25 protein-coding genes, 1 pseudogene and 1 riboswitch are annotated in these 24,429 nt (G+C 48.1%); of the genes and pseudogenes, 24 read left to right on the top strand and 2 right to left on the bottom strand.

Annotated elements, in window-relative coordinates:
* The first annotated feature begins 207 nt into the window (after positions 1-207).
* From FD32_RS08895 to FD32_RS08820, 16 genes and pseudogenes are all read left to right on the top strand, one after another.
* A pseudogene (locus tag FD32_RS08895) lies at positions 208-1,371 on the top strand (RNA-guided endonuclease TnpB family protein).
* Between the two features lie 202 nt (positions 1,372-1,573).
* The gene (locus FD32_RS08890) at positions 1,574-2,455 is read left to right on the top strand and encodes a CvfB family protein (RefSeq protein ID WP_047770021.1); all 882 of its coding nucleotides are present in this window, start codon (positions 1,574-1,576) and stop codon (positions 2,453-2,455) included.
* A complete protein-coding gene (locus FD32_RS08885) occupies positions 2,455-3,342 on the top strand; it encodes a tyrosine-type recombinase/integrase (RefSeq protein WP_047770023.1) in 888 nt (295 codons plus the stop codon). Before FD32_RS08890 ends, FD32_RS08885 begins: the two co-directional genes overlap by 1 nt.
* A gap of 12 nt (positions 3,343-3,354) precedes the next feature.
* On the top strand, positions 3,355-3,711 hold the full coding sequence (locus tag FD32_RS08880; RefSeq protein WP_047770025.1) for a hypothetical protein: 357 nt from the start codon (positions 3,355-3,357) through the stop codon (positions 3,709-3,711).
* Entirely contained in the window at positions 3,704-4,492 is a 789-nt protein-coding gene (locus FD32_RS08875) for a segregation and condensation protein A (RefSeq protein ID WP_047770026.1), read from the top strand. Before FD32_RS08880 ends, FD32_RS08875 begins: the two co-directional genes overlap by 8 nt.
* Positions 4,455-5,060: an SMC-Scp complex subunit ScpB gene (gene scpB, locus FD32_RS08870; protein WP_047770028.1), complete on the top strand. Its 606-nt coding sequence runs from the start codon at positions 4,455-4,457 to the stop codon at positions 5,058-5,060. The genes FD32_RS08875 and scpB overlap by 38 nt, the downstream gene beginning before the upstream one ends.
* Positions 5,060-5,776, top strand: a complete 717-nt coding sequence (locus FD32_RS08865; protein ID WP_047770030.1) for a pseudouridine synthase — start codon at positions 5,060-5,062, stop codon at positions 5,774-5,776. Before scpB ends, FD32_RS08865 begins: the two co-directional genes overlap by 1 nt.
* A gap of 117 nt (positions 5,777-5,893) precedes the next feature.
* Positions 5,894-6,013: riboswitch (FMN riboswitch) on the top strand.
* An 88-nt stretch (positions 6,014-6,101) separates the two neighbouring features.
* On the top strand, positions 6,102-6,680 hold the full coding sequence (locus FD32_RS08860) for an ECF transporter S component (protein WP_047770032.1): 579 nt from the start codon (positions 6,102-6,104) through the stop codon (positions 6,678-6,680).
* A 107-nt stretch (positions 6,681-6,787) separates the two neighbouring features.
* A complete protein-coding gene (locus tag FD32_RS08855) occupies positions 6,788-7,819 on the top strand; it encodes a helix-turn-helix domain-containing protein (RefSeq protein ID WP_047770034.1) in 1,032 nt (343 codons plus the stop codon).
* Positions 7,812-9,254 (top strand): RecQ family ATP-dependent DNA helicase, encoded by a 1,443-nt coding sequence (locus FD32_RS08850; RefSeq protein WP_047770037.1) that lies wholly within the window; start codon positions 7,812-7,814, stop codon positions 9,252-9,254. Before FD32_RS08855 ends, FD32_RS08850 begins: the two co-directional genes overlap by 8 nt.
* Before the next feature lie 86 nt (positions 9,255-9,340).
* Positions 9,341-9,919, top strand: coding sequence for an SAG1386/EF1546 family surface-associated protein (locus FD32_RS08845; protein WP_047770039.1), 579 nt, complete (start codon positions 9,341-9,343; stop codon positions 9,917-9,919).
* Positions 9,920-9,939: 20 nt separating this feature from the next.
* Positions 9,940-10,626: a (d)CMP kinase gene (cmk, locus tag FD32_RS08840; RefSeq protein ID WP_047770041.1), complete on the top strand. Its 687-nt coding sequence runs from the start codon at positions 9,940-9,942 to the stop codon at positions 10,624-10,626.
* 72 nt (positions 10,627-10,698) lie between these two features.
* On the top strand, positions 10,699-11,940 hold the full coding sequence (gene rpsA / locus FD32_RS08835; RefSeq protein WP_047770049.1) for a 30S ribosomal protein S1: 1,242 nt from the start codon (positions 10,699-10,701) through the stop codon (positions 11,938-11,940).
* A gap of 83 nt (positions 11,941-12,023) precedes the next feature.
* Positions 12,024-13,337 carry a ribosome biogenesis GTPase Der gene (gene der / locus FD32_RS08830; protein WP_047770051.1) on the top strand — a complete coding sequence of 438 codons (1,314 nt, stop codon included), beginning with the start codon at positions 12,024-12,026 and terminating at the stop codon, positions 13,335-13,337.
* Between the two features lie 192 nt (positions 13,338-13,529).
* Positions 13,530-13,805 carry an HU family DNA-binding protein gene (locus FD32_RS08825; protein ID WP_047770053.1) on the top strand — a complete coding sequence of 92 codons (276 nt, stop codon included), beginning with the start codon at positions 13,530-13,532 and terminating at the stop codon, positions 13,803-13,805.
* 178 nt (positions 13,806-13,983) lie between these two features.
* Positions 13,984-15,246, top strand: coding sequence for a tetratricopeptide repeat protein (locus tag FD32_RS08820; protein WP_047770054.1), 1,263 nt, complete (start codon positions 13,984-13,986; stop codon positions 15,244-15,246).
* Positions 15,247-15,296: 50 nt separating this feature from the next.
* Here the strand turns inward: FD32_RS08820 and FD32_RS08815 are convergent, their stop codons facing one another.
* Positions 15,297-16,124, bottom strand: coding sequence for a phage integrase N-terminal SAM-like domain-containing protein (locus FD32_RS08815; RefSeq protein ID WP_047770056.1), 828 nt, complete (start codon positions 16,122-16,124; stop codon positions 15,297-15,299).
* A gap of 148 nt (positions 16,125-16,272) precedes the next feature.
* Here FD32_RS08815 and FD32_RS08810 point away from each other — a divergent pair, with 148 nt between their 5' ends.
* Genes FD32_RS08810 through FD32_RS08795 form a run of 4 tightly spaced genes read left to right on the top strand, consistent with a single transcriptional unit; the run spans position 16,273 to position 20,884 of the window.
* Positions 16,273-17,472 carry a CCA tRNA nucleotidyltransferase gene (locus tag FD32_RS08810; protein ID WP_047770058.1) on the top strand — a complete coding sequence of 400 codons (1,200 nt, stop codon included), beginning with the start codon at positions 16,273-16,275 and terminating at the stop codon, positions 17,470-17,472.
* A 23-nt stretch (positions 17,473-17,495) separates the two neighbouring features.
* The gene (locus FD32_RS08805) at positions 17,496-19,394 is read left to right on the top strand and encodes an ABC-F family ATP-binding cassette domain-containing protein (protein WP_047770060.1); all 1,899 of its coding nucleotides are present in this window, start codon (positions 17,496-17,498) and stop codon (positions 19,392-19,394) included.
* An 18-nt stretch (positions 19,395-19,412) separates the two neighbouring features.
* Positions 19,413-20,375, top strand: a complete 963-nt coding sequence (locus tag FD32_RS08800; RefSeq protein WP_047770062.1) for a thymidylate synthase — start codon at positions 19,413-19,415, stop codon at positions 20,373-20,375.
* Positions 20,376-20,386: 11 nt separating this feature from the next.
* Positions 20,387-20,884: a dihydrofolate reductase gene (locus tag FD32_RS08795; protein WP_047770064.1), complete on the top strand. Its 498-nt coding sequence runs from the start codon at positions 20,387-20,389 to the stop codon at positions 20,882-20,884.
* Here FD32_RS08795 and trhA read toward each other — a convergent pair.
* A complete protein-coding gene (gene trhA / locus FD32_RS08790; protein WP_047770066.1) occupies positions 20,864-21,535 on the bottom strand; it encodes a PAQR family membrane homeostasis protein TrhA in 672 nt (223 codons plus the stop codon). The two genes, FD32_RS08795 and trhA, sit on opposite strands and share 21 nt — an antisense overlap.
* 160 nt (positions 21,536-21,695) lie before the next feature.
* On the opposite strand from trhA, the gene FD32_RS08785 reads away from it, so the two are divergent.
* The 4 genes from FD32_RS08785 to FD32_RS08770 all read left to right on the top strand — a co-directional run bounded on the left by FD32_RS08785 (position 21,696) and on the right by FD32_RS08770 (position 24,421).
* Positions 21,696-22,538, top strand: a complete 843-nt coding sequence (locus tag FD32_RS08785) for a DegV family protein (RefSeq protein WP_047770068.1) — start codon at positions 21,696-21,698, stop codon at positions 22,536-22,538.
* 114 nt (positions 22,539-22,652) lie between these two features.
* A complete protein-coding gene (locus tag FD32_RS08780; RefSeq protein ID WP_047770070.1) occupies positions 22,653-23,570 on the top strand; it encodes an SGNH/GDSL hydrolase family protein in 918 nt (305 codons plus the stop codon).
* A gap of 8 nt (positions 23,571-23,578) precedes the next feature.
* Positions 23,579-24,178 carry a YpmS family protein gene (locus FD32_RS08775; RefSeq protein ID WP_047770072.1) on the top strand — a complete coding sequence of 200 codons (600 nt, stop codon included), beginning with the start codon at positions 23,579-23,581 and terminating at the stop codon, positions 24,176-24,178.
* 18 nt (positions 24,179-24,196) lie between these two features.
* Positions 24,197-24,421, top strand: a complete 225-nt coding sequence (locus FD32_RS08770) for a YozE family protein (protein ID WP_047770073.1) — start codon at positions 24,197-24,199, stop codon at positions 24,419-24,421.
* The last annotated feature ends 8 nt before the right edge of the window (positions 24,422-24,429 follow it).

The following is a 24,429-nucleotide window of genomic DNA, read 5'->3' as shown; positions in this document are numbered from 1 at the left end:
GAGATAAAAAGAGCTAGGCATTGCTTAGCTCTTTTTTGAAAACGGGCAAGGAAACACGTTCTTTTAAGGGCGTGATGAATTGCCTATTTTTTAAGTTTTAACCGAACGTATGTTTTGAAATGTGATATAATATCCTTAACAGAGAGATTGGTGTTCAGGTATTGATTAGCTTTGTTGACTGGCCAATGATGAAAGATTGTGGTGAAAATAGCGCAAATTATAAAGGGAATCAAACTTCGTCTATATCCCAATACCCAGCAAAGAGAACAATTGTGGCAGATGTTTGGCAACGATCACTTTGTTTGGAACTAAATGTTGGCAATGGCCAAAGAGCGGTATCAAAATAATCCCGGTAGTCACTTCGTTAATGAATACGGGATGAACTATCTACTGAAGAGACTCAAACAAGAATACCCATTCCTTAGGACGAGTGACTCAACTAGTTTTCTAGTGGTTAATCACAACCTCGCCCAAGCCTTTAATATGTTATTTAAACATCGGGGCGGTTACCCACGTTTTAAATCGCGTCGTGCTATTCGCCAAGCTTATACGGGGCGGTCAGTTTGTCGGGTGCTTGCTAAGCGCCGGGTTAAGTTGCCTAAACTGGGTAGCATTCGTACCAGCAAAACAACATTGTTAGATAATGGCAAGATTAAGTGCTATACGGTTTGCCTTGAGCCCACCGGCCGCTACTATCTGTCATTACAAGTGGCGGTTGAAGCTCCCGAACACTTAAGGAAGACGGGAAAAGCAGTTGGAGTTGATGTTGGCATCACTAATCTAGCCATTAGTTCTGATGGTATTAAATATAGGACCTTTAACGCTAAATGGGCGGAAAAACAAGCAACCAAGTGGCAAAGTAAGTATGCCAAACGGAAGCATCAGGCGACGGTTGCCGTCTGTCAATGGAACCATAACCACAAAGCCTTCAAGAAAGAACTGGGTGATTACCAAAACTGGCAACAAGCACAACAACAAAGGGCCCGTTACCAAGCCAAAGTAGCGAACCAGCGCAAAGATTACTTGCATAAACTAACAACGGCCTTGGTTAAGCAATACGACGTAATCGTCATTGAAGATTTGAAAACCAAAAACCTTCAAAAAAATCATTGCCTGGCTAAGGCCATTGCAAATGCCAGTTGGTATCAGTTCCGGACCATGTTGGCGTATAAGTGTACCTGGTATGGTAAGAAATTAGTAACTGTTAAACCGAACTATACCAGCCAAATTTGTAGTCATTGTGGTTACCATAGCGGACCAAAGCCGTTACAAATTCGTGAATGGACGTGCCAAAGCTGTGGCACCCATCACGATCGCGATATTAATGAGGCAGTTAATATCTTACATCAAGGTTTAAAAGCTATTGGCTAGGGACTAGCCATGGTAAAAGAGTGGAGTTCTGTAAGTTAGGTATCCTGAATACAGGTATAACATCCTAAATACTACTCCGTGTTCCCAGGAGCTCGGTCATTAATGGCCGAGCAGTTCACTGTGTAAAAGCAGTTCTGGTCAAACTAAGTGTGGCCGTGTAAAATAATAGGCAGTACTATAAAAATAAAGAACGGGGTAAAATATGAATTCAGCATTAGGAAAAGTTGTTTCCGCGGTGATGATTGACGAAAATGAGCAGGACTACTTTGTCCAACCGGACCGCAACGGTCAGACTTACCGGCTACCCAAAGTGGAGAGCCCGCAAGTCCTTCACATTGGGGGCCAGGTCCGCGGCTTTGTTTATGAAAACGAAGATCACCAGTTACAGATGACCTGTGCACACATACCAACGGTCCAGGTGGATCACTATGACTATGGCACGGTCGTCAGTGTCCGTCGTGACCTGGGAGTATTTGTTGACATTGGTCTTCTAAATAAGGATATTGTTGTTTCCCTGGATGACCTACCAGAACTAAAGCACCTCTGGCCCCAGCCTGGTGACCGGCTATTAATGGCCCTGCAGGTAGATAGCAAGGACCGAATTTGGGGAAAATTAGCAGACGACGCAATCTATAACACGATTTCCGTGGCGCCTAGCAAAAGACTCCTAAACCGGGATATGATAGCCACCGTTTACCGTCTCAAGCTGAATGGAACCCATGTGATCACCGATGACTACCACCTGGGCTTCATTCATCCTAGTGAGCGGGACCAGGAACCCCGGCTTGGTCAGCGGGTTAAGGCCCGGGTAATCGGTCTGTCCGCTCATGGTAGTTTGAATCTCTCACTCAAGCCCCGTGCATACCAGGCCATTGGTGAAGATGCCCAGATGCTTTTGACAATGCTTGACCACAACCTAAACCACCGACTTCCCTACACCGACAAAACGGATCCCCAGATTATTCGTCAGGTCTTTGGTATTTCCAAGGGTCAGTTTAAGCGGGCGGTGGGGCACCTGTTAAAGGAACGGCTTGTTAAGGAAGAGAATGGTCAGCTGATTCTTTTGGAAAAGAATGACCAGTAATGGACGATGTTGTAGCTACTTACATTCAGTATTTAAAAAATGCGGGGTTAGCAGCAAATACCCTGGAAAGCTACCAACGGGACTTGAAGCAGGCGGCGACTTTTTTTGAAAGGGACCACCAGATCACCGAGTGGGAAAAAGTTGACCAATATGCCATCATGGACCTCATCACCAATCTGAAGGACCAGGGCCGGTCGGCAGCCACCATCAATCGCCTTCTCTCGGCACTGCGCCGGTTTTACCGTTATCTGATTCGTCACCGGGGGCTACGGTTTAATCCCCTGGAACTGGTGGATAATGTTCAACGAGCAACTCCCCAACCACCGGAAATCCTGACGGAGGGTGAAACGCAACGCCTTCTGCAGGCACCGGATAAGACAACCGCACTGGGTTGCCGTGATCATGCAATGTTACTAGTGATGGCCGCTACCGGAATGCGGGTTAGCGAGCTCGTCCAGCTATCGCTAAAAGGCCTGCACTTAGACATTCAGATGGTTCGCTCTGGGGCCGGTAGTAAGCAGGAACGGCTGATCCCCTTGAGTACAGCGGCCAGTGGTAGTTTACAGGAGTATTTGACTAGGGTTCGCGAAAAACTGGCGGGACCAGATGAGAATGCTGTCTTTGTGAATGCACATGGCCACCGCCTTACTCGCCAGGGGGTTTGGAAGAACCTCAAGCAGTTAGTCAAGGTTGCCCAGATCGATAAGGTGGTTACTCCCCAGACGCTCCGCTATTCCTTTGCGGTCCGTTTACTAAACAACGGGGCCGACAGTCGCCTCATTCAGGCAATGCTTGGTTACAGTGAGATGCGGATGCTAAAGCCCTATTTGAAGATGAGTCCCCAGGAACTGGTGAACAGTTACCGCCAGCACCAGCCACGTTTATAAAGGAGTGATTACTTGCTAGTTCGCTACCGGAAGGATTACGAAAAAATTGCCATGGGCCTGATTTCGTTGCTGCCCGAACTGCATAATTATGATCGCTTTACCGAGGAACTGCATAACGCGGTGACCCGGCATTTCCCCATTTACCTGTGGAAGGACGAAGAGGATAACCACTTCATTGCCGTTGTGATCCTCGAGGAGGGGGAGAGCTATGTCCTACTCCGGCAGATCTCTTTCACCCCGAGTGAACGGTCAGGCAGAAACGTCTACGCGCTGCTGGATGCCATTAAGGAGCAGTACCCGCAAAAAAGACTGATGGGGACACTAATAACGCAACCGCTGATAACAGTTTGGGAGAAGAACCATGAGTAAACCATTGACGGAACATCCTTACCAACCGGTGATCAAGATTCCTGACTTTGAGGGCCCCCTGGACCTTCTTTTACACTTGATCAAGGAAAACAAAATGGATATTTATGACATTAAAATCGTCACCATTACTTCCCAATATATGGACTACCTTCACCAGCGTCAGTCGCACCGCTTGGAGGTGGCCGGTGATTACTTCGTGATGGCGGCGACCTTAATGAATATTAAGAGTCAGATGTTACTGCCTAAACCACCCGTGGACGAGGAAGAAACTGGGGAGGACGAAATTGATCCCCGCCAGGAATTAGTTGCCCAGCTTCTCGAATACCAACGCTATAAAAAGGCGGCGGGGGAGTTAAAGAATAAGGAAAGCTTCCGCCAGCAGGAATTTACCCGTCCGGCAATGCACGTCCCGCGCGAATTAATTGCGGCGCACGTTAAACCGGGAGTAACAATTACCCAGCTCCAGGCCGCCTATGCCCGGGTTCTTAAGAACCACCGCCTCAACCAGCCCCTGGTAGAAACGGTCGCGGCAGAGAAGGTGAGCGTTGCCCAACGGATGGGGGACGTGGTAAAGCAGGTGAAGAAGGGACCGGTCCGGTTTACCACCCTGTTTGAGAACGACCGGACACGTGACAGCCTGGTCACCACCTTCCTTGCCATCCTGGAACTGAGTCGCCACCGGCGGATTAACTTGCAGCAAGCGGAACTTTTTGGACCAATCATACTAACGGAGGGACCCAAGATTGACGAACAATCAGTTGACAAACCAGGCACAGATTGAAGGACTATTGTTTATTAGTGGGGATGAAGGAATTACCCTGGGTGACTTGGCCAAGATTACCGGCTTTATGAAACCCGCAATCCGGAAACTACTTAGTGACCTTGCCCAGCGCTACCAGGCGGATCCACACTGTGCCCTCGTGCTTTTGAAAAGTGACGAAACTTACCGGCTCGCCACAAAGCAGGCGTTGGCACCGGTAATCAAGCACTATTTTGAGGTCCCATTGACCGTCCCCCTAACGACTGCACTGTTGGAAACGTTGGCGATTGTCGCCTACCGGCAGCCGATTACCCGGTTAGAAATTGACGATATCCGTGGCGTGCAAAGTTCGGGATCCTTACAGAAGCTAATGGTTCGCGGCCTGATTGATACCAAAGGCCGGTTGGATGCTCCCGGTCGACCGTTTCTGTACGTTACCACCACGAACTTTCTCGACTACTTTGGGCTAGCTTCGCTAGATGACCTGCCACTGTTGCCAGCAGAAAGTGAACTCGCCCCCGACCAGGTAAGTGGGGACCTGTTTTTGACGGCTTTGCAATCACGTGAGAAACGTCAGGAGGATAAGTAATGGAACGTTTACAAAAGGTAATGGCGGAGGCTGGCGTGGCCTCCCGCCGTGCATCAGAAAAACTAATTGCCAGTGGCCATGTTCAGGTTAATGGCCAGACTGTGCGCACACTGGGCACTAAGGTCAGCAGCCGTGACACGGTGGAGGTCGATGGGGTTCCCCTCCATCGTGAGAAACACGTTTACTTCCTGCTGAACAAACCCCGGGAGGTAATCTCGTCTGCTCATGATGAGAAGGGGCGGCGGACGGTTGTCGACATTTTGCGTGAAGAAGGCGTTGACGAACGAATCTACCCAGTGGGGCGTTTAGACTACGACACCACGGGTATTTTGCTCCTTACAAACGACGGTGCACTCGCTAATAAACTCATGCACCCCAAGTTTGAGGTTGCTAAGACCTACATTGCCAAGGTTAAGGGCCCGGTTTCTAACAATGACTTGAAGCAGCTTCGTTTGGGAGTCAAGCTTGATGGGCGCAAGACCAAGCCGGCTAAGTCGCGCTTGAAAGAGAGTGACCGGGTCAAGAAGACGAGTATTGTTCAATTAACAATTCACGAGGGGCATTACCACCAGGTTAAGCGCATGCTGGAAGCAGTGGGGCACCCGGTAATTAAACTCCACCGGGAAAGTTATGGCTTCTTGAACCTGCAAGGGGTTCAACCCGGTGAATTCCGGGAGCTGCGGCCGGAAGAAGTGAAAAAGTTAAAACAACTTTAGGTATAGACGTGCACTCTTTCACAAGAGTGCAATTGGTGCCACCCCTGGCTAAGGTCAAGGGCGAATGCGTTGACATGGTGTCCAATCGCCGGTATAATTGGATTAGAAAATATTACGAATTGTCTTCAAGGCAGGGTGCAATTCCCGACCGGCGGTGATAGCCCGCAACCCGTGTGAACGGTTGAATTTGGTGAAATTCCAATGCCGACAGTAAAGTCTGGTATAGAGAAGATTTCTATAATGAAAGCGTTGTTGACAACTTGTTGACAGCGCTTTTTTCATAGGGAAGCCAACTGAAGGCAATCTCATTGGAGGTTGTTTATTTATGACAGTTTCACATCAGCGAATTCAACGAATGGTTGGTGTTGCCTGCTTAGGGGCCCTCGGCTTTATTTTGATGTTATTTGAGTTTCCAATCATTCCGGTGGCGTCTTATTTAAAAATTGACTTTTCGGATATTCCGGTTCTCCTCGGTGGATACATCTACGGACCCCTTGCAGGGGTGGTAATCGCCTTTATTAAGTGTTTGATTCACGCAATGGTTCATGGCTTTTCGGTTGGTGAACTAATTGGGATCTTTGGTGACTTCGTTTCCTCCTTGGCCATCCTGTTGCCGTTCTGCTTTGTCTGGCGGCAACGCGGCTGGTCCTTCAAGCGGCAAATGGGGATGGGAATTTTGCTTTCGACCATTACCTTAACCGTTGTAATGTCGTTACTTAACCTCTGGGTACTGACCCCGCTGTACATGGCCGTTTGGAACTGGCGCTCTTCACTTCCGGTGGCGCAGCTGGTCGCAATGGGCGTTTTGCCATTTAACTTTATTAAGGGCCTATTGGTATCCGGGGTCTTTGCCCTGATTGCTAGTCACTTGCGCCAATGGCTCTTTCGTCACCAATTAAAATAAGTTCGCATGCCCCGCTAGTGATCGTTTATGGCTAGGGGGCTTTTTTGATGCGCTTATAAATTTCTGCCGTATTATATTAATAGTAGAAAGGAAAGGAGGGGTAGGCGGTGAATGACTTTTTACTTCACTTGTGCAGCTATCACCAGCCACGGCGGGTTCGGGTGATTGAAAATGTTTGCCAAAACCACCCCACAGTTGCCAATTTGTTCTGGGCTCAGCAGTACTCCCTTATCAATTGGCTGGGCTGCCGGCGCGATCTGGACCGTGCCGAGTTTAACGGTGAACTCGCCGCATTAAAAAAGGCGGGGTTGATCAGTTTGCATGATAATCAAGTCCAGCTAACGGCCGCCGGCGTGAGCTACCAGGAAGGAAGTCCCGTCTATGAGCCCCATTTTTTTGACTGGTTCTGGTTAGCCAATACCAGGCGGATTGAGCAGCGCTTTCTCCTGGGAATCCAGGTTGTCTCGGAATTTGCCTACCGCAACCGGCGCTATGTCCCCGTGCATGTTCCCTATTCAGAACAGGGAGCGGTGAAAGCCTGGTTTCACCGCTATGCTTCTGTACAGCTTGTCCAACAGGTTGCTCGGGAGCTCGAGTTGCTGGGAACGGCCTTTGAAGGGGAAGATGAGCAGTTAGTGACGGCTTTTTTTGCTGGCTTAGTAGGACACGATGGCAGTGGGCAGACCATTGCCCAGCTTAGCCAGGAGCTAGGCCTAAACATTGGTGAAATGATGGTCATTAACCATGACGCTCTTCTCGGAATCAGCGCCTTTGCTAAAAACACCACGGGCCCAATCGCCCGACTGCTCCAACCCTTACTTGCCTCTTCACCACTTTCAACTAGCTGTTGGCAGACAATCAATATGCTTAGGCAAGGGGTAGGGTTGGCGGCGATTGCCCAGCGCCGTCACCTTAAACTTGGTACAATTCGTGAACACGTTCTTACCGCGGCGATTTTGGCACCCCAAGTCTACCAATGGGAAAAGCTACTGCCGTCGCAAGACAAAGAGTATTTAAAGCACAAGTATGAGGGGCCCGTTGCCAGCTGGCAGTTTGTCAGATGGGGAGACAACGAAAACCGCGACTTCTTCTGCTTTCGCCTTTACCAGATCATTCGGGGGAGTGAAGAAAATGGATGAGAAAAAAATCTACCAGGAATTGCGGCAGCGCTTTGGCTTTACTGAATTTCGTGATGGCCAACTGGCAACGATTAAAGCCATTATGGGCGGTCACAACACTTTGGCCGTCCTGCCGACTGGTGGTGGGAAGTCTCTTTTATACCAGTTACCGGGTTACCTAATGGCCGAAACGGTACTGGTTGTTTCACCATTAATCTCCTTGATGCAAGACCAGGTCGACCGTCTGCACCGCCGGGGTGAGAAGGGGGCAATCATGCTAACGGGTCAGGTTTACGGTGCAGACCGTCAACGACTACTCCAAAATTTGGCTAATTACAAGTTTATCTTTGCGTCCCCGGAACTCTTGACCAACCAGGCGGTCGTAAAGGCATTGCAACGGGTGCAGATTTCGCTATTGACCATCGACGAGGCCCACTGCATTTCACAGTGGGGTCCCGATTTTCGGCCCGAGTACCTAATGCTCAAGCAACTCCGTCAAGTTTTAGGGGACCCGGTTACTTTGATGTTAACGGCAACGGCAACACCGGCTGTTCGCCGTGATATCATTCAGAAAGTTGGCCTGGTAGGTGATCAAGTGGTGACGGTAAAGCGTTCGGTCAACCGGCCGAACATCTTTTTAGCCGTCGACCAGTGTCAAAACGGTGAGGAAAAGAGGGCCCGTTTGCTGCAGATGGTAACCCAGCTCGGTGGTGCGGGGATAATATATTTCAGTAGTCGGCGCTTAGCAAACGAAATGGCTAACTGGCTGAATACGCAGACTAAAATCGGGGTGGCTTCCTACCATGCCGGAATGTCTTCGGCGGACCGTTTTCGTATCCAACAGCAGTTTATGAATGACCAGGTCAAACTGATTTGTGCAACCAGTGCTTTTGGAATGGGAATCGATAAGGAAAATATCCGTTTCGTGATTCACTACCACCTTCCCGATAGCCTAGAGAATTATGTCCAGGAAATTGGCCGGGCGGGTCGTGACGGTAAGCAAAGTGCTGCTGTTATCCTATACGCCCCTGGGGATGAGCAACTGCCGCGGCAATTGCTGACGGTTGACCTTCCGCCAGCTGACCTGATGCAGGCCGTTCAGCGGGGGAAGGTAGATGAAAAGGCACTAGGGCCCGACTACCAGCTCTTTTCCTTTTACCTTAAGCACCATTTTACGCCCGCCCAGGTTGAGCTGGCGTTTACCCGGCGGAAGAAGCGCCGCCTTGCTCAACTTCAGGTGATGACCAATTATGTTCAGTCTGCTGAATGCCGCCGGAACTTTATTCTCCGTTATTTTGATGAATCGGCCACTACACAGGAAAGGTGCTGCGATCACGAGTTAGCGGACTGGCTGGAAACAGGAATACTAGCAAAGAGAGTACCGCCTTCTCTTAAGTCACCGTCGTTTGACTGGCATTGTCGGCTGGCTTCATTATTAAATCTTGTTAAAAATTAGCTCCGCCATTTTTTGCCATCTAGACAATTAGCAATTCAGTGCGCTACAATCAGAATGTTAACTTTACGTAGAAAGGAGGAGTGAGAATGAGTGACCATCGGCAGGAGAGCCGGCAACAGAACGATGAACTTTGGGATAAGAAGTTCAATGATAATGAAGACCGTGACAGTAGTGGTCACCTATCCCGGACGGAACGGCGGAAGCAGGAATCGCACAGTTCAACGATTACCACCGTTTTGATTGTATTGATTATCCTGTTGGCCGCTACACCATTGATATACTGGCTCAACAACAAGCAGTCGTTTAATCACCCAGTACGAACAGAACAAACCGCTAAATCGGCCGTGAGTAGTAAAAAAAAACCAACCCATCATTCTTCATCAACCTCTAGGGTAAGTAAAAAGACGACGGATGATCGGCAGACAACGGTTAATAGCCTGTCTAGCACCAGTCAAGAGTCACAGACAAGTTCAAGCGCTCAACATTCTTTTAGCAGCAGCCAGCGGGCCAAGTATTCATACAACCGGTACACAACTGTTCAGCGCGGTGATAGTGTTTACCGGATTGCTGCACGAAATGGAATGTCAGCGCAGGAACTAGCCCGGATGAACAACGTGTCCGTTAATACGCCGTTGCGACCGGGACAACAGATTAGGGTACGATAAATGAGGAGTGAATAATAAATATGCAGAATGGAATTCAAGTTGCAATCGATGGACCGGCTTCTGCGGGGAAGAGTACGGTTGCTAAGTTGGTTGCTAAACGTTTTAATTACGTTTATTGTGATACCGGTGCCATGTACCGGGTTGTAACTCTTGCCGCCCTGCAGCAGGGAATCGCAATGGATGGGACCAAACAGATCGCCGATTTAGCCCGCCAAGTCAAGATTTCGTTTAAGCCGGGCGACCCGGAGCAACGGGTTTTCCTCAATGGTGAAGAGGTTACCACAGCAATCCGTCAGGGTGAAATTGATAATAACGTTTCCGCGGTTGCCGCGATTCCGGCAGTCCGCCAAGAAATGACGAACCAACAGCGGCAGATTGCCCAGACAGGGGGAATCGTGATGGATGGCCGGGATATTGGTTCTACCGTTTTACCCAATGCTCCCGTGAAGATCTTTATGGTCGCAACGGCTCACGAACGGGCACGGCGGCGTTACGTTGAGAACAAGGAGAAGGGGATTGCAACGGCTTCCTTGGCGGAGTTACAACACGAAATTGAACTCCGTGACCAAAAGGACTCTTCCCGGAAGGTTTCCCCCCTTGTTCAGGCCCCGGACGCAATCCGCTTGGACACGACAAAGTTAACGATTGACGAAGTCGTTGACAAAATTAGTGATATTATCAAAAAAACTCTCAATGAATTATCGTAAACACTGGAAAAGCGGGAACTTTTCTAGTAGAATAGTGTTCAGAGTTGATTGTTGCAAGGAGGATTTTTTTTAATGGCTGAAAACAACGAAAACAAGAACGATATGTTAAAAGCGCTCGACAGCATTGAAACCGTCAAGGTGGGCGATGTTGTTAAGGGTGAAGTATTGGCAATCGATGATGATCGCCAAGCTATCGTTGGTATTAAAGACGCAGGGGTTGAAGGTGTCGTCCCTGCTAAGGAATTATCAACCAAGCCAGTTGAAGACATCAATGATGCAGTTAAAGTAGGTGACGAATTAGACTTAGTTGTCATCTCCAAGATTGGTAACGATAAGGAAAATGGTAGTTACTTACTTTCTCAACGTCGTCTTGAAGCCCGTAAGGTATGGGATGACATCCAAAAGAAGTTCGACGATGGTGAAACCATCACTGCAAAGGTTACCCAAGCAGTTAAGGGTGGTTTAGTCGTTGATGCTGGAGTACGTGGTTTCGTTCCTGCTTCAATGATCACTGATCACTACGTTGAAGATCTTAACCAATTCAAGGGTCAAGAACTTGAATTCAAGATTATCGAAATCGAACCAAGTGAAAACCGCCTGATCTTGTCTCACCGTGAAATCGTTAAGGCAGAGCACGAAAAGGCTGCCCAAAAGATTTTTGCTGAACTGCAACCAGGTGACGTTATTGAAGGTAAGGTTGCCCGGATGACTAACTTCGGTGCCTTTGTTGACCTTGGCGGCGTTGATGGGCTGGTTCACGTTTCCGAAATTTCTTACGAACACGTTGACAAGCCTTCTGATGTATTGTCCGCTGGTCAAGATGTCAAGGTTAAGGTATTAAACGTTGACCCTGACCGTGAACGGATTTCCCTGTCCATCAAGCAGACTCTTCCTGGACCATGGGATGACATCGAAGAAGAGGCCCCAGCTGGCTCTGTATTAACAGGAACTGTTAAGCGCCTGACGAGCTTCGGTGCCTTTGTTGAAGTCTTCCCTGGTGTTGAAGGTTTGGTTCACATTTCCCAAATCTCCCACAAGCACATTGCTACCCCAGCTGATGTTCTGAAGCCTGGTCAAGAAGTTAAGGTTAAGGTATTAAATGTTGACCCTGAACGTCAACGTTTAGGCTTATCCATGAAGGCTTTGGAGGAACGTCCAAAGGGTGAAGAAAACGGCAATGGTGAAAACTACCGTGGCCGTCGTCGTTCTCGTCGGAACAACAACCGGTCTGCAATGAACAACGCTCCTGAAGAAGAAAGTGGCTTCTCCATGGGTGACTTGATTGGTGACCAATTAAAGAACTTACGTAAGTAATTTCTGAAAATACTAAATATTTTAAGGAGGAAGTGGCACTTTTGTGGTTACTTCCTTTTTATTCTTTGAAGGAAGGTGAAATAATGTCTAATCCTGTAGTTGCGGTGGTTGGGCGGCCCAACGTTGGTAAATCAACCCTTTTCAACCGGATTGCCGGCCAGCGAATCTCCATTGTTGAGGATACTCCAGGGGTTACCCGTGACCGGATCTATGCTCATGGTGAATGGCTTGGTAAGCACTTTAACATGATTGATACGGGGGGAATCGAACTATCTGACCAGCCGCTGCTAACCCAAATTCGTCAGCAGGCCGAAATTGCGATTAACGAGGCAGATGTTATTATCTTTGTCGTGGATATCGAGAGCGGGGTTACGGATGCTGACGAACAAGTTGCCCGGATCCTTTACCGTTCTAATAAGCCGGTCGTTTTGGCCGTAAATAAGGTTGATAATCCGGAGCGGCGGAGCGATATTTATGACTTTTACGCGCTTGGCCTCGGCGAACCCTATCCGGTATCTAGTATCCATGGTGTTGGCCTTGGGGACCTCCTGGACGCGGTAATTAGCAGTTTTCCCGAAAATGTAGCCAACGATGCGGACAACAGTATCCGTTTCAGCTTGATTGGCCGGCCGAACGTGGGGAAGTCCTCAATGGTTAATGCCATCCTGGGTGAAAACCGGGTGATTGTGTCGAACGTTGCGGGGACGACCCGGGACGCTATCAACACCCGTTTCCAGTCTGCCGATGGTCAGGAATTTACCATGATTGACACGGCGGGGATCCGTAAGAAGGGTAAAATTTACGAAAATACTGAACGCTATGCCTTGATGCGGGCAATGCGGGCAATTGACGATAGTGATGTGGTCCTGGTGGTCCTAAACGCTGAAGAAGGAATCCGCGAAATTGACAAGCATATTGCGGGATACGCGCACGAGGCTGGCTGCGGGGTCATCATTGTTGTAAATAAGTGGGATACGATTGAAAATCGGGACCACCGGACAATGACCGATTTCACAAACCTAATTCGAAATGAATTCCAGTACCTGAGCTATGCGCCCATTATCTTTGTTTCCGCTAAAACTAAACAGCGCTTAAATAAACTCCCTGCCCTCATCAAGGATGTTCACGCCCACCACGAGCGGCGGATCAAGTCCTCAGTCCTTAACAACGTGATTATGGACGCCATTGCGGCTAACCCGACACCGACGCAAAATGGTAAACGGTTGCGGATCTTCTATGCTACTCAGGTGGCGACTGCTCCACCGACCTTTGTTGTTTTTGTGAACGACCCGGAACTGATGCATTTCTCTTACGAGCGCTACCTTGAAAACCAGATTCGACAGGCTTTTGACTTTACGGGGACACCGCTTCACCTCATCAAGCGACAGCGGCAATAATAAAACCCTAAAAAATATTAAAATTGACCTGGAAAGTTGGCAAAACCGCTTGCCAGTAGGGTTTCACTATGCTAATCTTAACATTGAAATGATACGAACTCCTCGTAATTATTTCGTTAATTTTGGACCACTCAAAATTAACATTGTGAGTTAGTGTAATTAACTTGCACTAATTGTGGGAGGTGAAAACACATGGCAAACAAAGCAGAATTAGTAAGCAACGTTGCTGCTGCTACTGGCTTGACCAAGAAGGATGCTACTGCTGCTGTAGACGCTGTCTTCAGTTCAATTCAAGCATCACTGGCCAAGGGGGAAAAGGTTCAACTGATCGGCTTCGGTAACTTTGAAGTTCGTCAACGTGCCGCACGGAAGGGCCGTAACCCACAAACTGGACAAGAAATCCAAATTCCTGCAAGCAAGGTACCAGCATTCAAGCCTGGTAAGGCTTTAAAGGATGCTGTTAAGTAATTAACAGATCAAGTGGGGGAGCATGGAACTTCCATGTTCCTAAATCCAAAGAGACTCTTAGTATTCAATTAGCGAATGCTGGGGGTCTCTTTATTTTCCCGGCTTAAATTACCACCGTCAAACTTGATCTATGCTATAGTAGAACCCAGGATAATTCGATGAGGAGACTCGATAATAGATGACTTATTCAGAAAAAATGTTAGAAGAGATTCAAGCAGGGCAGTTAACTACTGCCAAGGCGTCATTTCGGCAGGCACTGGCAAATGACGATGATGACATGCTCTTTAGCCTGGGAGAAGAACTATACGGCCTGGGCTTTTTGCGGCAGGCGCGGCGGGTCTACCTAACGCTTTTACAGCGTTACCCTGATGAGGACCAGTTGCGCACCAACCTTGCGACTATCGCAATTGATGAGGGCCATAATGATGAGGTTCTTTCCTACCTGGCCCAGGTTAAGCCCGATTCACCGGCATATCTGGAGTCCCTGCTGGTGGCGGCCGATCTTTATCAGACCGAAGAAGAGTTTGAAGTTACGGAGCAAAAGTTGAAAGAAGCGTATTCAATTGCTCCGGACGAGCCGGCAGTGGAGTTCGCCCTGGCGGAGTTTTACTTTTTAGTCAGTCGTTTTGACGAGGCAATTGCTTACTACTTTGACCTGATTAAACATGGCTATACCGAGTTCGCCAAGGTTGACATTGCCGGTCGGCTGGGGATGTGCTATGCCCAGAGTGGTCAGTTTAAGCAGGCCCTAGGCTACTTGAAACAGGTGAAGCCAGAGTACCAGACTAACGACCTGCGTTTCCAAACCGGACTTACCCAGTTACACCTCAAGCAATACGACGATGCCATTAAGAGCTTGGAAGCAGTAATTAAAGACGATAACCAGTATGCCTCTGCCTACCCAGCGCTGGCACAAGCGTTTGCGGCCCAAAACAAGTATTCTCAGGCTCTTAAGACCGTCCAGGAGGGACTGAGTGTTGACCAGTATAATGAGCGGCTATTTGCCCAAGCAGCCGAAATTGTTAGTCACTTGGGCAATAGTAAGCTGATGCAAAAGTACCTTGATAAGGCCCACTCCCTGGCACCTGATAACCTAACAATTACCCTCCAGCTCAGTAATTTTCTCCTTCACCAGCATGATGACCAGAAAAACGTTGACCTTCTTTTACCCCTGGTAAAGGAGGATGAGGTTGACCCGCAAATTTATTGGAACCTGGCGCGTTCTTATCAAAGGTTGGAGAAGTTTGACCTTGCTGGTAAGTACTACCAGGCCGCCAGTGAAACCTATGGCGACAATTCAGCCTTCTTGCGGGAAAGTATTGACTTTTACCACGAAACTGGCCAGCGAGATAAACTACTAGCTGCCCTGCACCATTACTTGGCGCTTGAACCGACCGATACAGAGATGCAGGACCTGCTGGATGAATATGAAGAATTTTGATGAATAGTAAAAGCCACCGGCCTCAATTGGTTCGGTGGCTTTTTATAACTTTATTGGTTGGCATGGAGTAAGAGGCGTTGGTAATAGAGCAAGGAGGCCGGGTCAAGCTTGAGGGCATCCTCCAAATCACGGTCGCTTAACTGCCGGTGGTGGGCAAGAAAAAGCAGGATATAACTCTGGTGGAGGTACTTGGGGGCCAGACTAAAGCCTAAGTACTGCTCATCCTTCTTGAGAAACTTATGCAGGGCAGCGTTGCTTAGTTGGGGATTTACTGGGGCGAAGCGCTGCTTCAAGAAGAGGTCACGACTGTTTTGCAGGTCCTGTTGGGGACGAATGAAGACATTGAAAGCCTGGCGAAACTCTTCTTCACCTGGCCCGGACAGGGTGAGCTTATCCCAGACCTGGTAAAAGCCCGGTGCTAAAAATTCCCCCACGGTAAAGCCACACTTGCTCAGTAAGAGGGCCAGGCGGGTGTAATAGTGTACGTGCTCGTCGGCCAAGATATCGGGCAGCTTGGCAAGCCACTTGGTAGAAACCTGCTGGTTGGGGGTGACCGCGTGGCCGTGCAAGGTCAGTGTCGGGTAGCTGTTAATCAGCTGGTGGGTGAAGAGGTAGCGGAAGTAACGGTTCAGCTGGGATAGAATCTTGTTAAAGGTGGTCATGGTAATTTGGCGGTCCGTCCGTAAGAAGGACAGGTAGGCACGGACATCCGTCTCGGTGAGGTTAGCCAGGACCGGGTGCTTAGCAAACTCGGGTCGGTTAGCCAGGAGATAGTCGAAGAGGTTGGTAATCGTTGTATCGTAGGTCTTAATGGTTAAGGGGGCCAATTTCTGATGGCATAAAAACTGGTGGAACCTGGTTTGATAAGGGTAATCCATGAAATTCCTCCTTGTAAGCAATAATTTACTTTAACTACATTATAAAAAACAATCGCTAAAAAAGAAACAGAAACGTTCACATGGCTAAAGGTCTTTTGCTATAATTTATACTGATTATTTCATAAAATGGATGTAAGGATTTGATTGAATGAAGATTGAACAACTACCACCGATTTTTGAACCGGCGCGCCCTGTTTTACAAAAAATTGAAGCAGCGGGATACGAAGCCTACTTTGTGGGCGGCTGTGTTCGTGATACGATTTTAGGCGACCCCATTCACGATATTGATATCGCAACTAGCGCCTACCCAAGCGAAATTAAACAGATTTTTGACCGGACCGTTGATACGGGAATTGAGCACGGGACGGTCATGATTCTGGACCACGGAACAGGTTACGAGACGACCACCTTCCGGACGGAATCAGGTTACCAAGACTACCGGCGCCCTGATCACGTTACCTTTGTTCGTTCACTTGAAGAGGACCTGAAGCGGCGTGACTTTACGATTAACGCCCTGGCCCTGAAAGAAAACGGGGAAGTAGTTGACCTCTTTGACGGTATTAAGGATCTGAAACGGCACGTTATCCGGGCCGTAGGGGACCCAGAAGAACGCTTCCACGAAGATGCTCTCCGGATGATGCGGGCGGTTCGCTTTGCTAGCCAATTGGATTTCAAAATTGATGGGCCAACTTTGCGGGGAATTAAGGAAAATGCTTCCCTACTGCAAAAGATTGCTGTAGAGCGAATTCAAGTTGAATTTGAAAAGATGTTCCTTGGTCAAAAGCCGGCCGCTGGCCTGAACTATTTCTTAAAGTCTGGCCTCTACAGGTACTGTCCAGGCCTTGCCGATTCGGCAGATAAGTTGGGGGGACTAAACCGGACGTTTGCGGGGATGAAGAACATCAACCAGGTTTGGGCCCTGGTTACCTACATCCTGGATCTAACCAACTTTGCGGCTCTGACCACCTTTCTTAAGTCCTGGAAGACCGCTAATGATACCATTCGGCAGGTAAAGAAGATTTTGCCCCTAATTGAAGCTCTTCGTTGGCGGCAGGTGAGTGCCTGGATGCTGTACAAGGCAGGGTGGGAGGCCTTTGCCGATGCTAACCGGGTTGCAGGCGTCTTTAACTGGCAGTTGCCATGGCCTGACGCTAAGGAAAAGTATCAGCGTCTTCCAATTAAGGATGCGCGTGACCTGGCCATTAATGGTCAGACCCTGATTAAGGAGGCTGGAATAAAACCTGGCCCCCAACTTGGTAAGGTTCTGAACCAGGTCACACGGTCAGTCGTTGAAGGGAAACTACCGAACGATAAAGAAACGCTCATCAAACGGGCACAAGAGATTTAAAAAGAATAAGAAGGGTTAATTAGATGCAGACAATGAAAGCAGAAGGCCTGACCAGTACCTATGGTGAAAAGGTACCGTTTGACCATATTGACTTTATTATTAACGAAAATGACCGAATCGGTTTAATTGGGGTTAACGGCAGCGGGAAAACCAGCTTACTTAACGTGATTGCTGGGGATGTCAGCCCAGAAAGCGGCCAGATTACGACTCCAAATGACTACACAATTGGGTACCTAAAGCAGCAACCCCAACTGGACGAAAGCAAGACAATCATGGAAGCGGTCTTTGCCGGTGATCAGACGATTTTTAAGACAGTTCGCCAGTATGAGGAAGCGTTAAACAAGTTTAGTGCCCACCCTGAAGACCCCCAAGCCGTTGATCGTTACAATAAAATGCAGAACCGGATGGATCAAGAGGACGCCTGGGAGGCGGATAGCCGTATCAAGACCATCCTTACCCAGCTAAAGATCAAGGACACCAGCCAGAAAATTGCTGACTTGTCAGGTGGCCAACGCAAACGGGTGGGCCTTGCCCAAGTACTGATCCAGCAACCGGACCTCTTACTTTTGGACGAACCGACTAACCACCTGGACCTTGACTCGGTTATCTGGCTCCAGGACTTCCTGGCCAGTTATAAGGGCGCTGTCCTGGTAGTAACCCATGACCGTTATTTTTTGGACCAGGTAACAAACTATATCTGGGAATTGTCCTTTGGTAAGTTATACCAATACGATGGTAACTATCAGGATTTCGTGGCCAAGAAGGCGGCCCGGCTGGCACTTGCAAAGGAGACTGAACAGAAGAATCAGCAACTCTACAAGAAGGAGTTAGCCTGGATGAGAACGGGTGCTAAGGCCCGGTCGACCAAGCAGAAGGGACGGATCAACCGTTTCCACCAGCTGGAAAATAAGGTAGGGAACCTCAAAACAGATGAGGATATCTCAATTAACCTTGGTTCCCAGCGGCTAGGCAAGGACGTGATTAAGTTTAAAGATGCTAACCTAAAGTTGGGAAACCATCAGATCTTGCAAGACTTTGACTGGCTTGTTCAGGCTGGCGACCGGATTGGAATTACCGGCGAAAACGGCGCTGGGAAGACCAGCCTGTTAAACGTGATTGCCCAGCGTGTTCCCCTGGACAGTGGGGTCTTGAAGATTGGGGAAACGGTCAAGTTTGGCTACTACACACAGCAAACAGAGGGAATCGATGACAGCAAGCGGATGATCAGCTTCCTATCAGAAGTTGCGGAGAGCGTAACCGATAAGGATGGCAATAAGCTCAGCGTTACCCAGCTATTGGAACGCTTCCTATTTCCCCGCTTTATGCACGGGACGCTAATCCGGAAACTCTCTGGTGGGGAGAAACGCCGCTTGTACCTGTTAAAGATCTTGATGCAGCAGCCAAATGTTTTACTCCTGGACGAACCAACAAACGACCTTGATATTAGTACACTGACGGTTTTAGAGGACTACCTCGATAGTTTCGCCGGGACGGTGATTACGGTTTCCCATGACCGTTACTTCCTGGATAAGATCGCCGATGACCTCCTGATTTTCCACGGTAATGGCGATATCCAGCGCTATACCGGTCGGTTTACAGACTACCTGAAGGAAAAGCAGGCAGATCATGAACGTCAGCAAACAGAGAAGAAGCCGGTTAAAAAAGAAAGTAAGCCCGCTCCAACAAAGGAATCTTCTCAAAAGAAGACCAAGTTGACGTATGCAGAAAAAATCGAGTGGGACCAAATTAACCAGGACCTTGATAAGCTCAGTCAGCAGCATGATAAGTTAGAACAGGAAATGGCCGCTAATGCCAACGACTACCCTAAACTAGCAGAACTACAGAAAAAGGTTAATGAGGTTCAAAAGCAGATTGATCAGAAGACGGAACGCTGGGAATACTTGAGTAACTATGTTGACTAATTATAGGAGGAATTAACGGTGGCAGAAAATCAGAATGAACAGCAGTACCTGAACCTTGCCCGGTACGTTTTGGAAAAGGGACACGAAAAGTCTGACCGGACTGGGACAGGGACTAGGTCAGTATTTGGTTACCAAATGCGGTTTGACCTTTCCAAGGGCTTCCCAATCCTGACAACGAAGAAAGTTCCCTTTGGCCTGATTAAGAGTGAACTTTTGTGGTTCTTACGCGGCGACACCAACATCCGCTTCCTACTTCAGCACCACAACAATATCTGGGATGAATGGGCATTTAAGAAGTGGGTGGAAAGTGATGAATATCATGGACCTGATATGACGGATTTTGGTCACCGCTGGCTGAAGGACCCCGAATTTAAGAAACAGTACCTAGCTGAAAAAAAGAAGTTTTGCCAACGGGTTCTTGATGATGACGAATTTGCCAAGAAGTATGGTGATCTTGGTCTAGTCTATGGTAGTCAGTGGCGAGCATGGAAGACTAGTAAGGGTGAAACCATTGACCAGATTGCCAACGTTATTCACCAGATTAAGACAACGCCAAATTCACGGCGGATGATTGTGTCGGCATGGAATCCTGAGGATGTGCCGTCAATGGCCCTCCCACCGTGCCATACAATGTTCCAGTTCTACGTTAATGATGGGAAACTTAGCTGCCAACTCTACCAACGAAGTGCGGATATCTTCTTAGGGGTTCCATTCAACATTGCTAGTTACGCCCTCCTTACCCACATGATTGCCCACCAGTGTGGTCTTGAGGTCGGTGACTTTGTTCATACGTTGGGGGATGCCCACATCTATCTTAACCACCTTGACCAAGTAAGAGAGCAGCTGCAAAGGACTCCCCACCCGGCTCCAAAGTTGATTTTGCCAGCTGAGGCTAAGCCTATTGATCAGTACGAAATGACGGATATTAAGCTTGATGGCTACACTCACGAGCCCGCAATCAAGGCGCCAGTTGCTGTCTGAGGTGAAAAGAAATGAAGAAAATTACCTATGTTTGGGCAGAGGATTTGGACGGTTGGATTGGCAAAGATGGTTCTCTCCCATGGCACGTCAAGGCCGATATGCAGCATTTTAAACGGGTCACGGCTGACCACCCGGTAGTGATGGGGCGGCGGACCTTTGATTCAATTGGCCGTCCCCTTCCCGGTCGGCAAAACATTGTTCTGACCCACCGTGAGATTAAAGATAAACGGGTCGTTTCCTTTCAAAACCTGGCAGATTTGAAAAAATGGATTAAAGAAAATTCGGCCCCAGTGGTTGATATCATTGGTGGCGGCCGCCTCTTTACCGAACTTATGTCGTTGGTAACGGTGCTTCACCGTACCATTATCAATGGTCATTACGAAGGGGATACAAAAATGCCACCGGTCAACTATGACCAGTGGCATTTGCAGGACCGCCAAACGGTGACCAAGGATGGTCAGCCAGTTTGCTGGTTTGAAGAGTGGCAATTAAACGTAAAAGAGAATTGAAAAATACATCAGCCCCGTCCCAACCAGGACAAAGAAGTGCCAGATGAGGTGGGTGTAAGCAGTTGGCCGGCTATACAGGAGGGCACCAATTGTAAAGGTGATCCCCCCAGCAAGCAAGAGGCCAAAGCCCACCGGTCCGAGGGCATTCCAGAGGGGGAAGAAGGCAAAGATGCAAAGCCATCCCATCAGGATATAAACTAAAGTCGAGAGGGCACTCTTGTGTTTAAGCCAGATACTTTTATAGACGATCCCAATGACGGCTAACCCCCAAATGACACCAAACATTGTCCAGCCTAGCCATCCCTTGATGCTAACAAGGCAGTAGGGGGTGTAAGTTCCGGCAATCAGGACATAGATCATACAGTGGTCAAATATCTGAAAGACGTGCCGGGCCCGGGTGAAGACAAGGGCGTGAAACAGGGTTGACGAGAGGTAGAATAAGACGAGAATGCTGCCATAGATTGTAAAGGTAACCACCTTCATGGCACTCCCACTATGGACGGCCCGAATTATGAGGAAGACCAGACCAGCAATTGCCAGACCGGTACCAATCCCGTGGCTAATGGCGTTACCGATTTCAATTAATAGTGTTTTCTTATCAATGTGTTGCTTACTCACTGGGCAAGACTCCTTTCGGGCTGATAAATGCATTATTTAAGGCTTTTTGGTATACTAAGACTATAAAAATCACCAATAGGTATTTAAAAATTACGTTTATTGACTATAATGTTCTTATGAACGAATACATCTAGTTATCAAAACTAGATTAAAATAAACCACCGATAATTGTCAAGAGGGAGTGGATTTTTCCATGTCTAAAGTAAAAATAGTTTGTGATTCTTCCGCCGGTTTGACAGAAGAAGACATTAAAAAGTATAACATTACTATCGTACCACTTACGGTTATGATTGATGGGACAATTTATGTCGAGCGTGAAACCATCAGTAATGATGAGTTTCCGCAGCTGATGAAAAATGCTAAGTCTTTACCAAAGACGTCCCAGCCACCGATTGGTAAATTTGTTGACGCCTTTGATAAGCTTGGAGAAGACGGTAGTGAGGTTCTCTGTGTTACCATGATGGAATCAATCAGTGGGACTGTTCACGCTGCCGAACAAGCGGCAACAATGTCAAAGACGAAGGTGACGGTCTACGACTCCCAAACTACTGACCAGGGGATGGCCTTTCAAATTGTTGAGGCCGCAAAAGTCCTTGAAGCTGGCGGTAGTGTTGATGATGCGGTTGCTAAGATGAAGGATGTCCTTGCCAAGTCGAAACTTTACCTGGCAATCGATAACCTTGATAACCTGGTTGCCGGTGGCAGAATTAGCAAGTTCGCTGGTGCCCTTTCCAGTCTCCTCAACATCAAGGTGATGCTCCAAGTTGCTGGTGGTCAGATCCACATTATTATGAAGGGCCGCGGAACAAAGGCAATTCATAAGGAATGGGACCGGATCTTAAAGGAAATGGCCGATGGACCAAAGCCGGTCAAGGTGGGAATCTCCCACGTTGAAGGTAACAAAGAAGTTGAACGTCTGATGAGCGGCGTAGAAAAGATCTACCCTGACCAAAAGATTACGGTCCGGGAAACGGTGCCGATCATTGCTACGCATACTGGAATGGGTGCATGTTGTTTGCTTTACTACACTGAATAGGGATAAAGCTTTTTAGCTCAGTGCCCACTGCTTGTGTCAACAGAATTGAAAGCTATTTGAGGCCGGAGAAAACACTGTTTTCCCAGCCTCTTATTATTAAGGAGGAACGAGCAAGTGCGAAAACGATGGTGGATAATTGCCGTAATCCTAGTTTTAGCGGTGGTCGCTGGCGGTGTCTGGCAGAATCATCGTCAGTCATCAGCCGTGACGAAGACGACTGCCCAGCCACGCTATGTTGAAAAAAAGCGTGTCCATCTAGTGGCAGTTGGTGATTCTTTGACCCATGGACAAGGGGATGAGAAAAAGAAGGGCGGCTACGTTAGCATCATCAAGCATAAGATTGAACACCACTACCGTAAAACGACGGTAAGCACGAAGAACTACGGTGTTAGTGGTGACCGGTCTGACCAAATCCTGGCCCGCCTTAACTCCCAACCTAAGATGCGGGCGAACCTCAGGAAGGCAGATGTAATCACGATGACGGTGGGTGGTAACGACCTGATGCAAGACCTTGAGGCCAATATCATGAACTCCCCCAAGACGGTTGACAAGGATGTTGACCAGGCAAAGAAGGTTTATGTCCGGCATCTCAACCAGTTACTCACGGCAGTTCGAAAACAGAATCCCCATGCACCGGTGTTTATTATGAGTATTTATAATCCCGTTTACACCTACTTTCCGGACGTGGATGTGATTAACGATTCAATCGTGAAGTGGAACCAAACAACCCAAAAGGTGATGGGAAACTACCACAAGATGTATTTTGTAAATATTAACCACCTCATGTCATGGGGACAATACAAGACACCAGACCAGCGTCAGCAGTTGATCCAGCAGGAAAAACAGGCTAACCAGGGAAAGGTTTCCCAGACCCGGCTGGTCAACATTATGCGGAACCGCGACCATAACTTAAACGAATACATCTCAACGGAAGATAACTTTCACCCGAACCATCGTGGTTATCAGCAGATGGCCAACCGTCTATTTAAATCAATGAAGGACCACAATAGTTGGGAATACGTAAAGAGGTAAAATAGCGAATGAAAAAGGATACGAAAACGAAATCAATCAACTGGTGGAAGTGGGCGTTTATCGTCCTCGTTCTGGTAATTATAGTGGCGACCGGGACGGTAATCCACCGGGCCACGGCGCCGGCGCCCAGTCCCGCAGTTAGCAAGCTGGTTAAACCCAGTGATACGTCAGTCACCATTGAGTTGAATCGCCACCAGGTCAACGCCCTAGCGGCTAACTACCTTAACCGGTTCTTGAAGGGACAGAAGATTAAGTACAGCTTCCTGGTTGGTAAACAGTACGCCACTTTGACGGGTGATACCAAGTTCCTTGGTGCTAAGATTCGCTTTGCCATTAACTTCGTTCCGGTTAGGCAAAGCGATGGTAATGTCCTTTTGCGGGCCAAGGGCCTTTCGGTCGGGCGGCTTAATATCCCCATCAAGTTTGTGATGGGCTATATTGCCAAGAATTACAATATTCCGGACTGGGTAAAGATCAATGCCCAAAAGAAGACCGTTTTACTGGATCTGAACAAGTACAGTGAGAAGCGGGCATTAAAGTACCAGGCACAAGAAATCAATATGACAGAAGGACGGTTTAAGTTCTTGATAACCGTCCCAACTAAATGATCAAGAGGAGGATGTCGCATGGTTCGTGATAGTTTTTATCGTTATTTAATGACCCAACGTAACCCTAATTCTGCTGACGAAATTGAGCAGTTCGCTAATAACGCCTTTTTAGACTCGACGTTTCCTAAGCAATCAACCGACTTTGATGAGGTTTCGAAGTATTTGGAAGAAAATGCGGACTACCTACCATCAATGACGATTTTTGACGTTGCATGGCAAAAATACCTAGAAGAGAGAAATTAGGAGGGATA

It is taken from the genome of Limosilactobacillus panis DSM 6035 (assembly GCF_001435935.1).
Taxonomy (GTDB): Bacteria; Bacillota; Bacilli; order Lactobacillales; family Lactobacillaceae; genus Limosilactobacillus; species Limosilactobacillus panis.
The sequence above is the reverse complement of the archived record's forward strand: the minus strand, read 5'-3'. Positions and strand labels throughout refer to the sequence as shown.